This window comes from Nocardia sp. NBC_01730, assembly GCF_035920445.1.
Lineage (GTDB): Bacteria > Actinomycetota > Actinomycetes > Mycobacteriales > Mycobacteriaceae > Nocardia.
Window position 1 is genome coordinate 5287402 of the sequence record NZ_CP109162.1, and the last position, 13291, is coordinate 5300692.

Here is a 13291-nt window from a genome sequence, read left to right on the forward strand (position 1 = left end):
ATGGGGGACAGCATGACCTATCCGCACATCGATATCTCGCTGGCCAGAGCCGCCGACTTCGAGTCGTGGGCGGCGGTGCTGCTGTCGGACTGGTGGCCGGTGCTGACCGGCGGCCTGCCCCCGCCCACCACCACACTGCGGGCTTGGCGGGCCGCCGATGGGACCGCGCAGGTGTTCCGGGTCGAGTTCGTCGCCCGGCAACTGGCCGATCCTCAGCTGATGCCCGCCGCGCACACCGCCTTCGGCACGCTCGGCATGGTCCCCGACGAATACGAGTGGGCGCGTAGCCGGGGCAGTCACCTGGTGGGCAACACCGAGGACGCCGTCGTGCAACTGCGGTTCTCCGACACCACGCACACCGTTTTCGTGCGCCTGCAGAGCAGGCCGTACCAGGTGGCGCCGGAGGCCGGCCTCCGACTGCTGGCCATGGCCGAGGCGCACCTGCCGTTCCCCCACACCAGCACCGGTCCGCTGGACGTGCGAGTGGCCCGCAACAGCGCGAGGCACCTGCTCGCTGGGCACAGCGCGCGGTACGCCACCCCGGCGGACCCTTTTCAACTCGGTCTGCCGGCGCAGGTCGCCGACCTGGGCTGGGCCTTCATTTTTCCCTGGTCCACCACCTCCTGGTATACCGACGGCGCGGCGCCCGCGCTTCCGCCGGGCAGTCGAGGGCCAATCGTGGTCGTCAAGGACTCCGGGCACACCTGGCTGTTGAACAGCCTGAACAGCTACAGCGCACAGCTGACCGCTTACGCTCGCGACCGTGGTTACCCGGACAACGTTCGACATCCGAGATGACCGGGCGCGGGAGTTCCGACGGCGCCGCAACCAAGGGGGATGACATGTCCGAACCAACCGAGCCACCCACCGATGTCGAACTCGTCGCCATGGAGCGGCGCGCCGAGGCACTGTGGGATGCGTGCGATGCGGCGGGTGCCGAACTCTGGCTGCGCCGGGCCGCGACGGGCGGCAGCGCGGACGCCATGGCGAAGCTGGGCACACTGTTGAGCGCCGACGGGCGGATCAGCGAGGGGATCGACTGGCTGGAGACCGCCGCCGCGCGCGGCAACCGGATGGCAGGCCAGCAACTGGGCCTGCTGCATCTGGAGCGTGGGGATCTCGACGAGGCCGAGCGGTGGTTGCGACCCGCGGCCGAGCACGGACTGCCCGAAGCACTGTGCAACATGGGGGTGCTCGCCAATCGCCGCGGCCGTAACGACGAGGCCGAACGTTGGTATGAACGGGCCGTGCGCGCCGGAAATCCCACAGCCATGCGCAGTCTCGGGCTGCACCTTGCGCGCCGCGGCGCATTCGACCGCGCGATCGAGCTGCTCACCGAGGCCGCGCGCCGGGGAAGGGCCGATGCGATGGCAGTGCTCGGCGCTCTGCACCTCGACCAGGGTGATCGGCTCGCGGGTGAACGATGGCTGCGCAAAGGCGCCGACGCGGGCGACCCGGACTCGATGTTCCACCTCGCGCTGTTCCTGCGCGAACAGAACACCACCTACCTCGCGGGCGACCTCGCCGATCCCGAGGTGCTTCGCGCCGCCGCCGCGATCGCCACCGGCCGTACACCGGCGCAACAGGAGGCGAGGCAGTGGCTCGAACGCGCCGCCGCGCTCGGCCATCCCCCGTCGTTGCGGCTGCTGCACGACCTGTGAGCCGTGCGTCGTCGTGCGTGAAAACCATTGTGGGACCCCAAAGTTTGTCGGTACCACACGGTAGAATCGAAGATATGTTCGAGGGGCTCGCCGCCCCGATCCCCACGGGAGTGATGCCAGTGCGCACGCCGAAAACCGTTCTCATCGACCGCCCCTATACCCCGCTGGAGAAGCGTCCGCTGCCCGCGGGTCGCCCCCGCGCGTGGTATGTCATACACAACCGGCGTCTGAAGGCAATGCGTCTCGCGATCGCCCTGCTCGACTCGGGCGTCTACGCCCCGAGTTACGCCACCAACAAGCGGATCCGGCACACCGCCGAGGTGGTCGGCATCCGTCCGCCGTCGGAAGCCACCTGCAATATGGTTCGCACCCTGATGCGCAAGCGGCACTGATGTTCGGGTGACGCTCAACGGCGCGTGCCACCTATCGGGAAAGAGCCGCCGACCTACAGTCGGCGGCTCTCGAGCCGAACGCGCGGCCCCGAACACTGCCTGATCGCAAGATTCGACCTGCGCCCGAATCGTTCCCCGCCCGCGGGCGGGGCGATGTGGCCGAAACCGCGGATCAGCGGCTGCGGCGGCTCTTCTTGCGGGGCGGCGGCAGAAGGCCTTCGGCGCGGAGCCGGGCGGCGTGCTCGGCCAGCGCCTCGACCAGGGGACCGACCTGAGCCACCTCGGGCTGCACGTCGACGCGCAGGCCGAACTCGATGGCGGTTTCGGCGGTCTTGGGGCCGATACACGCCACGATGGTGCGAGCATGCGGCTTGCCCGCGATACCGACCAGGTTGCGCACCGTGGAGGACGAGGTGAACAGGACCGCGTCGAAGCCGCCGGTCTTGATCATCTCGCGGGTCTCCGCAGGCGGCGGCGATGCGCGCACCGTGCGGTAGGCCGTGACGTCGTCGATCTCCCAGCCGCGATCGCGCAGCCCCTCGGCCAGCGTCTCGGTGGCGATGTCCGCACGCGGCAGCAGCACCCGGTTCACCGGGTCGAAAATATCGTCGTAAGGCGGGAAGTCGGCGAGCAGGCCCTCGGAGGACTGCTCACCGCTGGGCACCAGCTCGGGGTTGATACCGAACGAACGCACCTTCTCCGCGGTGGCCTCACCGACGCAAGCGATCTTCACGCCGGAGAACGCCCGTGCGTCCAGACCGAACTCCGCGAACTTCTCCCACACCGCGCGCACCGCGTTGGTGGAGGTGAACACCACCCACTGGTAGCGCCCGTCGACCAAACCCTTGACCGCGCGTTCCATCTGCGCCGGGCTGCGCGGTGGCTCGACCGCGATCGTCGGCACCTCCATCGGGATGGCGCCGTGCGTGACCAACCGCTCGCTCATCTCGGCGGCCTGGTCCTTGGTACGCGGCACCAGCACGGTCCAGCCGTACAGTGCGCGCGACTCCCACCACGACATCTTCGAACGCTGGGCGACCACCTTGCCGATGGTCACCACCAGCGGACCAACCAGCTCGGAGGCCGCGCTGTTCAGCGTGGCCAAGGTGGCCTCGATGGTGCGCTGCTGGCGGGTAGTGCCCCGCACCGTCACCGCGACCGGGGTCTGCGGCGCCATGCCGTGCTCGACCAGTGCGCTCGCGGTTTCGGCCAGGTGCCCGGAAGTCGCGTGCAGCACGAGCGGACCGGGCGCGGTCGCGAGTGCGGCCCAGTCGACCTCGCCGCGCACGTCGGCCTCGGTGTGCCCGGAGCCGAGCGCGATGCCCGCGTAGCTGGGCACCGCCGAGCCGTTGGGCAGGCCGGGCAGCACCTCGAAGACCATGTGCGAACGGGTGACGGCATTGACCTCGGCGATCACCGAATCGGCGGTCAGCGGGTCGCCCGCGACCACGCGGACCACGTCATGCCCGCTGCGCGCCTCGGCGATCAGTGTCTTGGCCACTTCGGCGGGCTCGCCGAGCGCGGGCCGCACGTCCACCGGGCGCTCGCCGTCGGGGCCTGGCTCGACCGAAGTGCCGATCAGGGCGAGCACGCCCTTGTCGACGTCGGGGTCGGTGAACGCCAGCGTCGCCCGCCCGATCACTTCACGGGCCCGCACGGTGAGCAGCGCCGGGTCACCGGGACCCGATCCGACGAAGAGAATCCGACCGGGGTGCTTCTTGGTAGCTCGGCTCATGCCTGCACCTCGCTTACGCTCGGCTCCGGCATGCCCGAAGGCACGGTGCCTTTGATTCGCTCGCTCATTGGCTGTTCTCCATTGGGCTGGGATTGGGCAAGTCTGTGTCGGGCGAACTCACCGCCTGGGCGCGGGAACCGTCGTCCGGTTCGGCCGCGAGAAGCTCGCGCGCGCCCATGTCGAGCAGCTCGCGGGCCAGCGCACGGCCGAGCTCCGCCGCCTCCGTGGGGGCGCCGACCATCGACGCCCGCAACACATCGGACCCGTCGACGGCCGCCGCGCACGCGCGCAGCGAAAGCTCGTCCACGATCCGTCCTTCGTCGTCGAGCGACTCGACGACCTCGGCGAGCGCGCCGATCGGCGCGGTGCAACCGGCCTCCAGCTCCGCTAGCAGCGCCCGTTCGGCGAGTACCGACGAGCGGGTGGCCGCGTCGTCCAAGCCGGTGAGAATCTCGATGAGCGCGTCGTCTTCGCTGCGGCATTCGACCGCAAGGGCGCCCTGGGCAGGGGCGGAAAGCATCTGCACCGGCTCGAGTGCCTCCGTGACCGCGTCCAGCCGATCGATGCGGGCCAGTCCGGCCCTGGCCACCACGACAGCGTCCAGCTCGCCCTCGATGACCTTGCGCAGCCGGGTGTCCAGGTTGCCACGCAGCGGGACGACGTCCAGGCCGAGGCCGAGTGCCCGCAGCTGCGCCGCGCGCCGCGGCGCGGAGGTGCCGATCTTGGCGCCCGCGGGCAGCTCGCCGAGCACCAGTCCGTCGCGCGCCACCAGGGCGTCGCGCGGGTCCTCGCGGGGCGGGATCGCGGCGATGGTGAAGCGCGAATCCTGCGCGGTCGGCAGATCCTTATAGGAGTGCACCGCGATATCGATGGCACCGGCGGCCAGCTCGTCGCGCAGCGCGGAGGTGAACACGCCGACACCGATCTTCTGCACCGGGTCCGCCGACAGGTCACCGGCGGTCTTGATCACGACTAGCTCGGCCGGTTGCCCCGCGGCGATCAGTGCGTCGCGCACCGTGCCCGCCTGGGTGAGAGCGAGCAGGCTTCCTCGGGTGCCGATCCGCCACGGCGCACGTGTGCTGCCTGCGGTCACGTTGCCCTCCTGCACCATGGTCATGCCGTCTGCCCCTGTTCCTCTCCGCGATGCCCGGCGGTGAAGTCGTCGGCCAAGGCGATCTCGCCGTCGGCCAGTGTGAGTTCGGCGCCCTCGCCGGGGAGCGCGGTGATCTCCATCGGTGCGGCGACCGCCTGCGCGGCACCGGGTTTCAGTTCGAACAGTTCACGCAGCGCCTCGGCATAACTGTCACCGCCCGGCGTGGACGCCAGTTGCTTGACCCGCACCGTTGGCGCGTGCAATAGCTTGTCGACCACGCGGCGCACGGTGCGCGCGACCTCGTCACGCTCCGGATCCGCGAGACCGGGCAGCCGCGAACCCAGTCGGAGCAGTTCGGCCTCGACCACCTCCGCGGCGCGCTGGCGCAGCGCGGCTACGGTCGGGGTGACCTCCGCCATCCGCTGTCCGGCAAGGTATTTGGCGAGCTCGTCGGCGACGATCGAGCGCGCGGCCGCGGTGTCGTCGGCAGCCGCGCCCGCCGCGGGATCGCGCTGCAACGTCTCGATGTCGATGACTGTGACACCGGGCAGCCCGGCCACGGCGTGCTCGACGTCGCGGGGCAGGCCGAGATCGCAGAACACCAAAGGCCGCTCAACTGTCGCGAATTCGCCGCCGCGCTCCCGGTCGGTGAGCGCACGGTGGGTGTCGGCCAACGTCACGACCGCGCCGACCGCGCCGGTACAGGTGACTGCCACGTCGGCCGCGGCCATCGCCTCGGTGAGCCGGGACAGCTCCCGCGCGTCGGCCTCGACGCCGTGCGTGGCCGCGATCTCGGCGAGCCTGCGCGCCCGCTGGATGGTGCGGTTCACCACGATGATCCGGCCGATCCCGGCGCGCGAAAGATGCGCCACCGCGAGACCGCCCATCGCGCCGGCGCCGACGACCACGGCGGTCCGTCCGGCCAGCGGGCCGAGCACGTGCTGCGCGCGATCCAGCGCCACCGACACCACGGACGCGCCGGCACGGTCGATCCCGGTCTCGGAGTGCACCCGCTTGCCGACCCGCAGCGCATGCTGGGACAGCTCGTGCAGGGTCCGCCCGACCGCCTGCTGGGCGTCGGCGGAGGCGTAGGCGCCGCGGATCTGGCTGAGCACCTGCTGCTCGCCGACCACCATCGAGTCCAGGCCGCTGGCCACGGCGAACAGATGCTCGGCGGCAGCCTCGGAGTAGCGGACGTAGGCGTGCTTGGTCAGATCGGGCAGCGGCAGTCCGGAGTGCTTGGTCAGCAGGTCGCCGACGTCGGCGAGGCCGCCGTGAAAGGCATCGACCACCGCGTAGACCTCGACCCGGTTGCAGGTGGAGACGATCATCGCCTCGGAGATGTGGCTGGAGGCGAGCATGCGGTCGATGAGCTTCGGCCGGTCCGCATCGGTGATCGCGACCTTCTCCAGCACCGCCACCGGCGCGCTGCGATGCGAGATGCCGACGAGCAGAACGCTCATGCCTGCGCCTCGCTGACACTCGGCTCCGGCATGCGCGATGCGCGCTGTGACATGATTCGCTCGCTCGTGGCCCGCGCCTCGCTCTCGCCTGGCAGAGCCCTGCGCGGCGGCATTCCGTGCTGGTTGATTCGCTCGCTGCGCTCACTCATGGTGTGACCACCGATCCCTTGCTGCTTGGCTCCGTTGCCGTATGCGAGGTTGCCGAGTGCTTGAGTCCCGGGTGCGTCGCCGTCGAATGCGTCGCCGGGAGGCGGTGCGCAATGCGTCCGGACCCGGCATGCGCGATCTCGGGGAACGGGGCGGGCTCGGCATTGCGCACCCGTTCGAACGACAGCATCTGCATCTCGACGGCCAGATCCACCCGGCGGACCTCGACCGTCGCCGGCGCGACCAACTCGCAGGGGGCGAAGCTCAAAATCGACTGCAATCCGGAGGCCACCAGCCGGTCGCACACATCCTGAGCCGCGTCGTCGGGGACGGTGATGACCGCGATGGTCGGTTCCAGCGCGGAGACGGCCTCGGCCAGCGCGGCGACATCGCCCACCACCAGACCCGCGACCGACATACCGATCACGTCGGGGTGGTTGTCGAACATGCCGACCACGGTGAACCCGCGCCGCTGGAACCCGCGGTAGCCGACCAGGGCACGCCCCAGGTTCCCCGCGCCGACGAGCACGACACGGTGGCCCTGCGACAGGCCGAGCACGTCCTCGATCCTCGACCGCAGCTTGGCCACGTCATAGCCGACACCACGCACGCCGTTGGGCCCGAGGAACGACAGATCCTTGCGCAACTTGGCCGAATTGACACCCGCCGCGACAGCCAGTTCCTCACTCGATACGATGGCCACACCGTCATCGGCCAATACGGCGAGGACCCGAAGATAGGTGGCCAGCCGCGCGACGGTGGCCTGCGGGATGTCCTTCTGCAGAGCCCTGCCGGAGACGCCGCCTGGCGCCTCATGCTGCTCTGTCACGTCGTCGGCTCCTCGTTCCGGCCCATCGGGCGCCGGTTCGTCGCTCGACCTCTGGCCCAGGACGGTCCGGTGCCACGGTCTAATTTTTCGGATTTCAGGGCGGCTCCGCAGCCTCGGCATGCGGGTCGCGTGCCACCACCGTAACTGCTTGTGAAGCCCTGCACAAAGTCGGTGAAATTGACCTCATTTTCCGCCGCGACCAGCACAACGGCCGGAACGGGCCGCGAACGGGGCCGCTCAGCGCTTCAGGTCCGCGCGCAATCGGGCCTCGTCTACATCGAAATAGCTGTGCTCACGGCCGTCCAGCAGTACGACAGGAAGCCGGTCGCCATACTCCGCGCGCAGGCCAGGGTCGGTTACGGCGGCTTCGTCGACGTCCACGGTCCGCGGTTCGATGTCGAATTCGGCGCAGATCGCACGCAGCTGTTCCAGTGCGAGCACGCACAGGCCGCAGCCCACTCTGGTCAGCAACGTCACCGAATGTGTGGGATTGGTCATGAGGAGTATTAAATCGGGCGCCCCCACACCCCGAAGGCGACGTACGCGCTTCGCGATTGTGTCGCACGCTGCCTGCGGTGCAATGCGGGAGCTCCCGCACCCCGAAGGCAACGTACGCGCTTCGCGATTGTGTCGCACGCTGCCTGCGGTGCAATGCGGGAGCTCCCGCACCCCGAAGGCAACGTACGCGCTTCGCGATTGTGTCGCACGCTGCCTGCGGTGCAATGCGGGAGCTCCCGCACCCCGAAGGCAACGTACGCGCTTCGCGATTGTGTCGCACGCTGCCTTCTGCCGTGACTGTCGGCCGATCCGGTTACTGTTGACGTGATTCGCGCGACGGGCGGAGGTACTGGTGCCGGAACGATCGAGGGTGGCAAAAGCCGGATTCATCGCGGGGCGGTTCGGTGAGTTTCCGGCACGGTGGAATCTGAGTCAGGTGGGCCAGGGTCTGCAAGATCAGCTCGCCCGTATCTCGCGTAGCCCTTTCGGCCCGAGCGAAGAGGAATTGCGCGCGAACCTGGCCGGTGAGGCGAGCGCGGACGCCGCACTGACACTGCACGACGCGGAACTGGCCGCCGGCGAGGCGGAGATGGTCGGCCTCGAGGTGCCACGCGATCTGACCGCGGCGGCGTTCTTCGATGTCGACAACACCATGGTGCAGGGCGCGTCCATCGTGCATTTCGCCCGCGGCCTCGCCGCACGCAAGTACTTCAAGACCTCCGACCTGGTGGATGTCGCCTGGAAACAGGTGAAGTTCCGGATCACCGGCAAGGAAAGCAGCACCGACATGGTCAGCGGCAAGGAGAAAGCGTTGGCGTTCATCGCCGGGCGTCCGACTGCCGAACTGGCCGCACTCGGCGAGGAGATCTACGACGAGATCATCGCCGACAAGATCTGGCCCGGCACCCGCGCGCTCGCGCAGATGCATCTGGACGCGGGTCAGCAGGTGTGGCTGGTGACCGCGACGCCGGTCGAGCTGGCGCAGGTGATCGCGAAGCGGCTCGGGCTCACCGGCGCGCTGGGCACGGTCGCCGAAAGCGTGGACGGGAAGTTCACCGGGCGCCTGGTCGGCGACATCTTGCACGGCCTCGGCAAGGCGCATGCGGTGCGCACCCTGGCGATTCGAGAGGGCCTGAACCTCAAGCGGTGCACCGCCTACTCCGACAGCCACAACGACGTGCCGATGCTCTCGCTGGTCGGTACCGCGGTGGCGATCAACCCAGATTCCGATCTGCGCGAGGTGGCCAAGAACCGGGGCTGGGAGATCCGCGACTTCCGCACCGGGCGCAAGGCCGCCAAGATCGGTGTACCGACTGCCCTCGCCCTCGGCGCTGCCGGCGGCGCCGTCGCCGCGGCGGTGACCCGCCACCGCGACAGCCACTAGCCGACATCAGCGTCTCCAGCGCGAACGAAAACTCACCCCATGAATATGTTGCGGCGCTTGGTGAGCAGCTTGTACAGCGTCTGCTGGATGGTCTCGCGCACCTGGTCGGTGACCTCGAACATGGTCATCGGGTCGTCGGCCGCTTCGGGCTCGTAGCCGGTGGTCGGGATCGGGGCGCCGAACTCGATGTACCACTTCGAAGGCAGCGGCACTGCGCCGAGCAGGCCGAAGTGCGGGAACAGCGGGGTCACCGGGAAGTACGGCAGGCCGAGCAGCCTGGCCAGCGGCTTGAGATCGGCCAGCTTCGGGTAGATCTCCTCGGAACCGACGATGGAGCACGGGATGATCGGCACGCCGGTGCGCACTGCCGCGGCGACGAAACCGCCGCGGCCGAAGCGCTGCAGTTTGTAGCGGTCGGCGAACTGCTTGCCGACGCCCTTGAAGCCCTCCGGGAACACGCCGGTCAGCTCGCCGGAGCGCAGGAGCCGCTCGGCATCCTCGCGGCAGGCCAGCGTGTGTCCAGCCTTGCGGGCGAGCGCGCCGAGCACCGGCATCTCGAAGATCAAGTCGGCGGCGAGCAAGCGTAGCGCGCGCTGTTTCGGGTGCCGGTCGTGTACGGCCAGCTGCAGCATCAGGCCGTCCAGCGGCACGGTGCCCGCGTGGTTGGCCACGATCAGCGCGCCGCCCGCCTCCGGGATGTTCTCCATCCCGCTGACCTCCGCTCGAAACCACAGTTCCGACATCGGGCGCAGTGCGGGCAGAACGACCGATTCGAGTAGGTGCTCGTCGAAGCCGAACTCGTCGACCTGGTAGTCACCTGCGAGCCTGCGGCGCGCGTATTCGGCGGTCTTGCCGATCTGCCTGCCGAGCGCGCCGCGCACCAGCCCCGACAGCGACTGCGGCGGGGGCGGCGAGACGGCGGCGAGACGCTCCGTCAGCGACGTCACCGGGCTCGGCGCGGGCACGCCTGCCGAGGTCTCGGGCCAGCGTCGCGGGATCGGCCGCTGGCGCGGCTCGATCTGGAGGTCGTGCAGTGGAATGACCTTCGCTACGTCGTTCATTGCTGTGCTCCCGTACCGGCCCCGAGAAGGCCGAGCAGTTTGTGTTCTGCGGCGTCGATCCATGCCGGATCGACCACGGGCCGCAACGCTGCGCCCCCGATGAAGTCATCGAACGCCTGGACCGTCGTCCAGCGCGGCACGAACCCGAGTTCGGCGCGCATGCGCGTGGTGTCCAGACCACAACCGAAATGGAAATAGTCGAGCTGCTCGCCGGAGAACTCGCGCATCACAGGGCCCATCAGCAGCCGCCCCGCGGTGCGGAACACGGTGAACGGCACGGGCAGCTCGACCCGGCCCGCCCGCCGGACCGCCTGCGACAGCGACAGCGCACCGTCGCCTGCGATGTTGTAGGTGCCGCTCGGCATGGTGCGCGCCGCGAGAGTCAGCGCGGCGACCGCGTCCTCCTCGTGCAACAGCTGCATCCTGGCATCCCGGCCGAAAACGGTCGGCGTGACCGGTGAACGCAGATATTGCACCCCACGACCGGCCAGCCGCGGACCGACGATCGGCGCCAATCGCAGAATAGTCGTGGCGATATCCGGGCGGCGCCGGGCCAGCCCGCGGACGAAACCTTCGATTTCGATCATGTCGCGCGCGAACCCGCCGCGCGGCGGCGTCCGCGCGCTCATTTCCTCGCTGAATTTCGCGGGATCCTTCGCGCTGCAACCGTACACCGCCGACGAGGAGCGCAGCACAACCCTGCGCACCGACGGCGCCTTCTGGCACACCGCGAACAGCTGCATGGCGCCGAGGACATTGAGATCCTTCATCACCGCGCGGCTGCCGCCCCCCGGTGGCCGCGCCAGCACCGCGGCGTGCACTACGGTATCCACCGCACCACCATCGATCACCTTACGGATCAAGGGATTTCGAATGTCCGCGCGGACGAATTCCGCGCGGCCCATGCGGCGCTGGAGCTCACGGCCGGGGGTCATCGTGTCGACGGCGAGGATGCGCTCGATGCCGGGATCCTGGGCTAGCCGGGCGACGACGTTACCGCCGAAGAACCGGCTGGCCCCGGTGACCAGCACGACCTTCGGCGTCTGTCCGTCCCGCACGTCAGAACCCACCGGCACCGCTTCCCACCTTTGGCAGCCCCCACTGGTGTTATTCCCGCTCCTAGAGTAGCGGGTGCCTTCCCATCGGCCGAGAGTATTAACCAGGATCTAACGATGACTTCAGTCACGTGATACATTCGACAGTTTCAAAATTTTGAATTTCAAAACGAAAAGACCCGTCACCTATTGGTGACGGGCCCCCGCAGCTATCGCGCAGCGACGCCTTACTTGCCGAGTTTGCGCCGCTGGACACGCGTGCGGCGAAGCAGCTTGCGGTGCTTCTTCTTCGACATGCGCTTGCGGCGCTTCTTGATCACAGAACCCATAGGGTTGTTCCTCGCGTTCTCTCTACTCGGCGCGCACGCTCTCGACGTGCGCGATTGCCGGACGTCCGTCCGCCAAGGCGCCCCTGCCAACTGACCGAGGTCGCTCGGCAAGCCCAACGCCCTGTGTCCGCGCCGCCGGGCACCACGGGGCACCCAACAGCGGTACCGCCGGCGGGCGAACACGAACCGAGGAGCTATCGTACCGGCACGTCCGGCCGGTAGTGAAACCGACTCATCCGGCGTCGAAGTAGGACGTTTCCAGGTAGTCGTGTACCGCCTTGGCATGCACACGGAACGATCGACCGACCCGCACGGCAGGCAACTCGCCGGAATGCACCAGCCGATAGACCGTCATCTTGGACACCCGCATCAGATTCGCTACTTCGGCGACGGTGAGGAACTGGGTGCCACCACCGAGCACGGATTGTCCCTGGGACGCGGACCCACTTTGCGATCGGGAGGTGCCCCGGCCGCTCGAGGGACCGGAGCCACCGGACGCTCCTGAACTATTTGCAGACATCTTGTTCGAAGACATCATTGCACCATTGACCTCCGGCACGTCCGCGCCGCCGGCTTCCCCACCGGCGGAACAGACACGCACGTGCTCCTTGAAGCTTAGCGGGACCAGTGGTGTTACTGCGACGGGAGTGAGAAATCGGTTTTCCGATCGGAAACCGATCGGTCATTCCGCTGAAGCGCCCTGTTCCGCTGACCGTTGCTTCGCCGCATCGAGCGCCTCCAGAAACGCCGAGCGCAGTCCGCCGCGCTCCAGCTCACGTACTGCGGCCGCAGTGGTGCCCGCGGGCGATGTGACCGCTGCGCGCAGTTCGGCGGCCGTCTGGCCGGATCCGTCCAGCAGCGCCGCCGAGCCGACCATGGTCTGCACCACGAGCTCGGTGGCCACGTCCCTGGTGAGCCCGAGTCCGACGCCCGCGTCCACCATGGCCTCGACGACAAGGAAGAAGTAGGCGGGGCCGGAGCCGGACACCGCGGTAACCGCGTCCATCTGCGTCTCCGCGACGGTGACGACCTTGCCGACCGCGGCGAGCACCTCGGTCACCAGCTCCAGATGCTGTGGCCGGGCGTAGCGTCCCGGCGCGATCACGCTCATGCCCTGCCCCACCAGCATCGGCGTATTCGGCATCACCCGTACCACCGGGAAACCTGCGGGCAACTTGCCTTCCAGACGCACCGTCGGCACCCCTGCCGCCAGCGAGAGGAGCACCTGGTCGCGGTCGCTGCCGAGCTCCGCCTTGGCAAGCGGGGCGAGCACGGCGTCGACATCGGCGGGCTTCACGGCGATCACCAGCAGGTCCGCGCCCACCGCGGCATCGGCCACGTCGTCGGTGACCCGCACATTGAAGCGATCGGCGATCTGATGGGCCCGTTCCCGGTGGGTCTCCACGACGACCAGGTCCTTGGCCAGTCGTCCGGATTCCAGCACCCCGGCGATCAACGCCTCCCCGATGCGCCCGCCACCGATCACAGCAATTCTCGTCATGGGCTGGTCCGCCTCTCCGATCCGCTTCTCCGCGGATTCAGGCCGTACAAGTGACAGCCGCGCACGTCGCATTCAGGTCCTGCGTTGAGTGCGCTGCCAGGTTCTGGACGTACCCGATGAGTTACCCATGTGCTCACGAGATC

Annotated in this window: 14 protein-coding genes; 4 read left to right on the plus strand and 10 right to left on the minus strand. The window is 68.8% G+C overall.

Features of this window, described 5'->3' with window-relative positions; translation table 11 throughout:
* Positions 1 to 12 precede the first annotated feature (12 nt).
* The 3 genes from OHB12_RS21765 to OHB12_RS21775 all read left to right on the plus strand — a co-directional run bounded on the left by OHB12_RS21765 (position 13) and on the right by OHB12_RS21775 (position 2053).
* Positions 13 to 798 carry a hypothetical protein gene (locus tag OHB12_RS21765; protein WP_327110423.1) on the plus strand — a complete coding sequence of 262 codons (786 nt, stop codon included), beginning with the start codon at positions 13 to 15 and terminating at the stop codon, positions 796 to 798.
* Between the two features lie 44 nt (positions 799 to 842).
* Positions 843 to 1661: a tetratricopeptide repeat protein gene (locus OHB12_RS21770; protein ID WP_327110424.1), complete on the plus strand. Its 819-nt coding sequence runs from the start codon at positions 843 to 845 to the stop codon at positions 1659 to 1661.
* A gap of 74 nt (positions 1662 to 1735) precedes the next feature.
* Positions 1736 to 2053, plus strand: coding sequence for a hypothetical protein (locus tag OHB12_RS21775; protein ID WP_327110425.1), 318 nt, complete (start codon positions 1736 to 1738; stop codon positions 2051 to 2053).
* A gap of 172 nt (positions 2054 to 2225) precedes the next feature.
* Here OHB12_RS21775 and OHB12_RS21780 read toward each other — a convergent pair whose 3' ends face one another.
* The 5 genes from OHB12_RS21780 to OHB12_RS21800 all read right to left on the minus strand — a co-directional run bounded on the left by OHB12_RS21780 (position 2226) and on the right by OHB12_RS21800 (position 7818).
* The gene (locus OHB12_RS21780; protein ID WP_327110426.1) at positions 2226 to 3788 is read right to left on the minus strand and encodes a bifunctional uroporphyrinogen-III C-methyltransferase/uroporphyrinogen-III synthase; all 1563 of its coding nucleotides are present in this window, start codon (positions 3786 to 3788) and stop codon (positions 2226 to 2228) included.
* Positions 3789 to 3852: 64 nt separating this feature from the next.
* A complete protein-coding gene (gene hemC / locus OHB12_RS21785; protein ID WP_327110427.1) occupies positions 3853 to 4905 on the minus strand; it encodes a hydroxymethylbilane synthase in 1053 nt (350 codons plus the stop codon).
* A complete protein-coding gene (locus OHB12_RS21790) occupies positions 4902 to 6344 on the minus strand; it encodes a glutamyl-tRNA reductase (protein ID WP_327110428.1) in 1443 nt (480 codons plus the stop codon). The genes hemC and OHB12_RS21790 overlap by 4 nt, the downstream gene beginning before the upstream one ends.
* A gap of 145 nt (positions 6345 to 6489) precedes the next feature.
* Entirely contained in the window at positions 6490 to 7320 is an 831-nt protein-coding gene (locus tag OHB12_RS21795; RefSeq protein ID WP_327110429.1) for a redox-sensing transcriptional repressor Rex, read from the minus strand.
* Between the two features lie 237 nt (positions 7321 to 7557).
* Complete coding sequence (locus tag OHB12_RS21800) at positions 7558 to 7818, minus strand: glutaredoxin family protein (RefSeq protein ID WP_327110430.1); 261 nt, start codon at positions 7816 to 7818, stop codon at positions 7558 to 7560.
* A gap of 370 nt (positions 7819 to 8188) precedes the next feature.
* Between OHB12_RS21800 and OHB12_RS21805 the strand changes: the two genes are divergently transcribed.
* A complete protein-coding gene (locus OHB12_RS21805; RefSeq protein WP_442799829.1) occupies positions 8189 to 9202 on the plus strand; it encodes an HAD family hydrolase in 1014 nt (337 codons plus the stop codon).
* Between the two features lie 32 nt (positions 9203 to 9234).
* Here OHB12_RS21805 and OHB12_RS21810 read toward each other — a convergent pair whose 3' ends face one another.
* The 5 genes from OHB12_RS21810 to proC form a co-directional block, all read right to left on the minus strand.
* On the minus strand, positions 9235 to 10263 hold the full coding sequence (locus tag OHB12_RS21810) for a lysophospholipid acyltransferase family protein (protein WP_327110431.1): 1029 nt from the start codon (positions 10261 to 10263) through the stop codon (positions 9235 to 9237).
* Positions 10260 to 11333, minus strand: coding sequence for an NAD-dependent epimerase/dehydratase family protein (locus tag OHB12_RS21815; RefSeq protein ID WP_327121332.1), 1074 nt, complete (start codon positions 11331 to 11333; stop codon positions 10260 to 10262). The genes OHB12_RS21810 and OHB12_RS21815 overlap by 4 nt, the downstream gene beginning before the upstream one ends.
* Before the next feature lie 212 nt (positions 11334 to 11545).
* Positions 11546 to 11647 carry a 30S ribosomal protein bS22 gene (locus tag OHB12_RS21820; protein ID WP_003402602.1) on the minus strand — a complete coding sequence of 34 codons (102 nt, stop codon included), beginning with the start codon at positions 11645 to 11647 and terminating at the stop codon, positions 11546 to 11548.
* 232 nt (positions 11648 to 11879) lie between these two features.
* Entirely contained in the window at positions 11880 to 12182 is a 303-nt protein-coding gene (locus OHB12_RS36410; RefSeq protein WP_406282343.1) for a helix-turn-helix domain-containing protein, read from the minus strand.
* 147 nt (positions 12183 to 12329) lie between these two features.
* Entirely contained in the window at positions 12330 to 13148 is an 819-nt protein-coding gene (proC, locus tag OHB12_RS21830; RefSeq protein WP_327110432.1) for a pyrroline-5-carboxylate reductase, read from the minus strand.
* Positions 13149 to 13291: the final 143 nt, after the last annotated feature.

What these genes read in the sequence shown, in the direction of transcription:
- OHB12_RS21765 (WP_327110423.1), top strand. Translation starts at nt 13, where the DNA reads ATGACCTATCCGCACATCGATATCTCGCTGGCCAGAGCCGCCGACTTC.
- OHB12_RS21770 (WP_327110424.1), top strand. Translation starts at nt 843, where the DNA reads ATGTCCGAACCAACCGAGCCACCCACCGATGTCGAACTCGTCGCCATG.
- OHB12_RS21775 (WP_327110425.1), top strand. Translation starts at nt 1,736, where the DNA reads ATGTTCGAGGGGCTCGCCGCCCCGATCCCCACGGGAGTGATGCCAGTG.
- OHB12_RS21780 (WP_327110426.1), bottom strand. Translation starts at nt 3,788, where the DNA reads ATGAGCCGAGCTACCAAGAAGCACCCCGGTCGGATTCTCTTCGTCGGA.
- hemC (WP_327110427.1), bottom strand. Translation starts at nt 4,905, where the DNA reads ATGACCATGGTGCAGGAGGGCAACGTGACCGCAGGCAGCACACGTGCG.
- OHB12_RS21790 (WP_327110428.1), bottom strand. Translation starts at nt 6,344, where the DNA reads ATGAGCGTTCTGCTCGTCGGCATCTCGCATCGCAGCGCGCCGGTGGCG.
- OHB12_RS21800 (WP_327110430.1), bottom strand. Translation starts at nt 7,818, where the DNA reads ATGACCAATCCCACACATTCGGTGACGTTGCTGACCAGAGTGGGCTGC.
- OHB12_RS21810 (WP_327110431.1), bottom strand. Translation starts at nt 10,263, where the DNA reads ATGAACGACGTAGCGAAGGTCATTCCACTGCACGACCTCCAGATCGAG.
- OHB12_RS21820 (WP_003402602.1), bottom strand. Translation starts at nt 11,647, where the DNA reads ATGGGTTCTGTGATCAAGAAGCGCCGCAAGCGCATGTCGAAGAAGAAG.
- OHB12_RS36410 (WP_406282343.1), bottom strand. Translation starts at nt 12,182, where the DNA reads ATGTCTTCGAACAAGATGTCTGCAAATAGTTCAGGAGCGTCCGGTGGC.
- proC (WP_327110432.1), bottom strand. Translation starts at nt 13,148, where the DNA reads ATGACGAGAATTGCTGTGATCGGTGGCGGGCGCATCGGGGAGGCGTTG.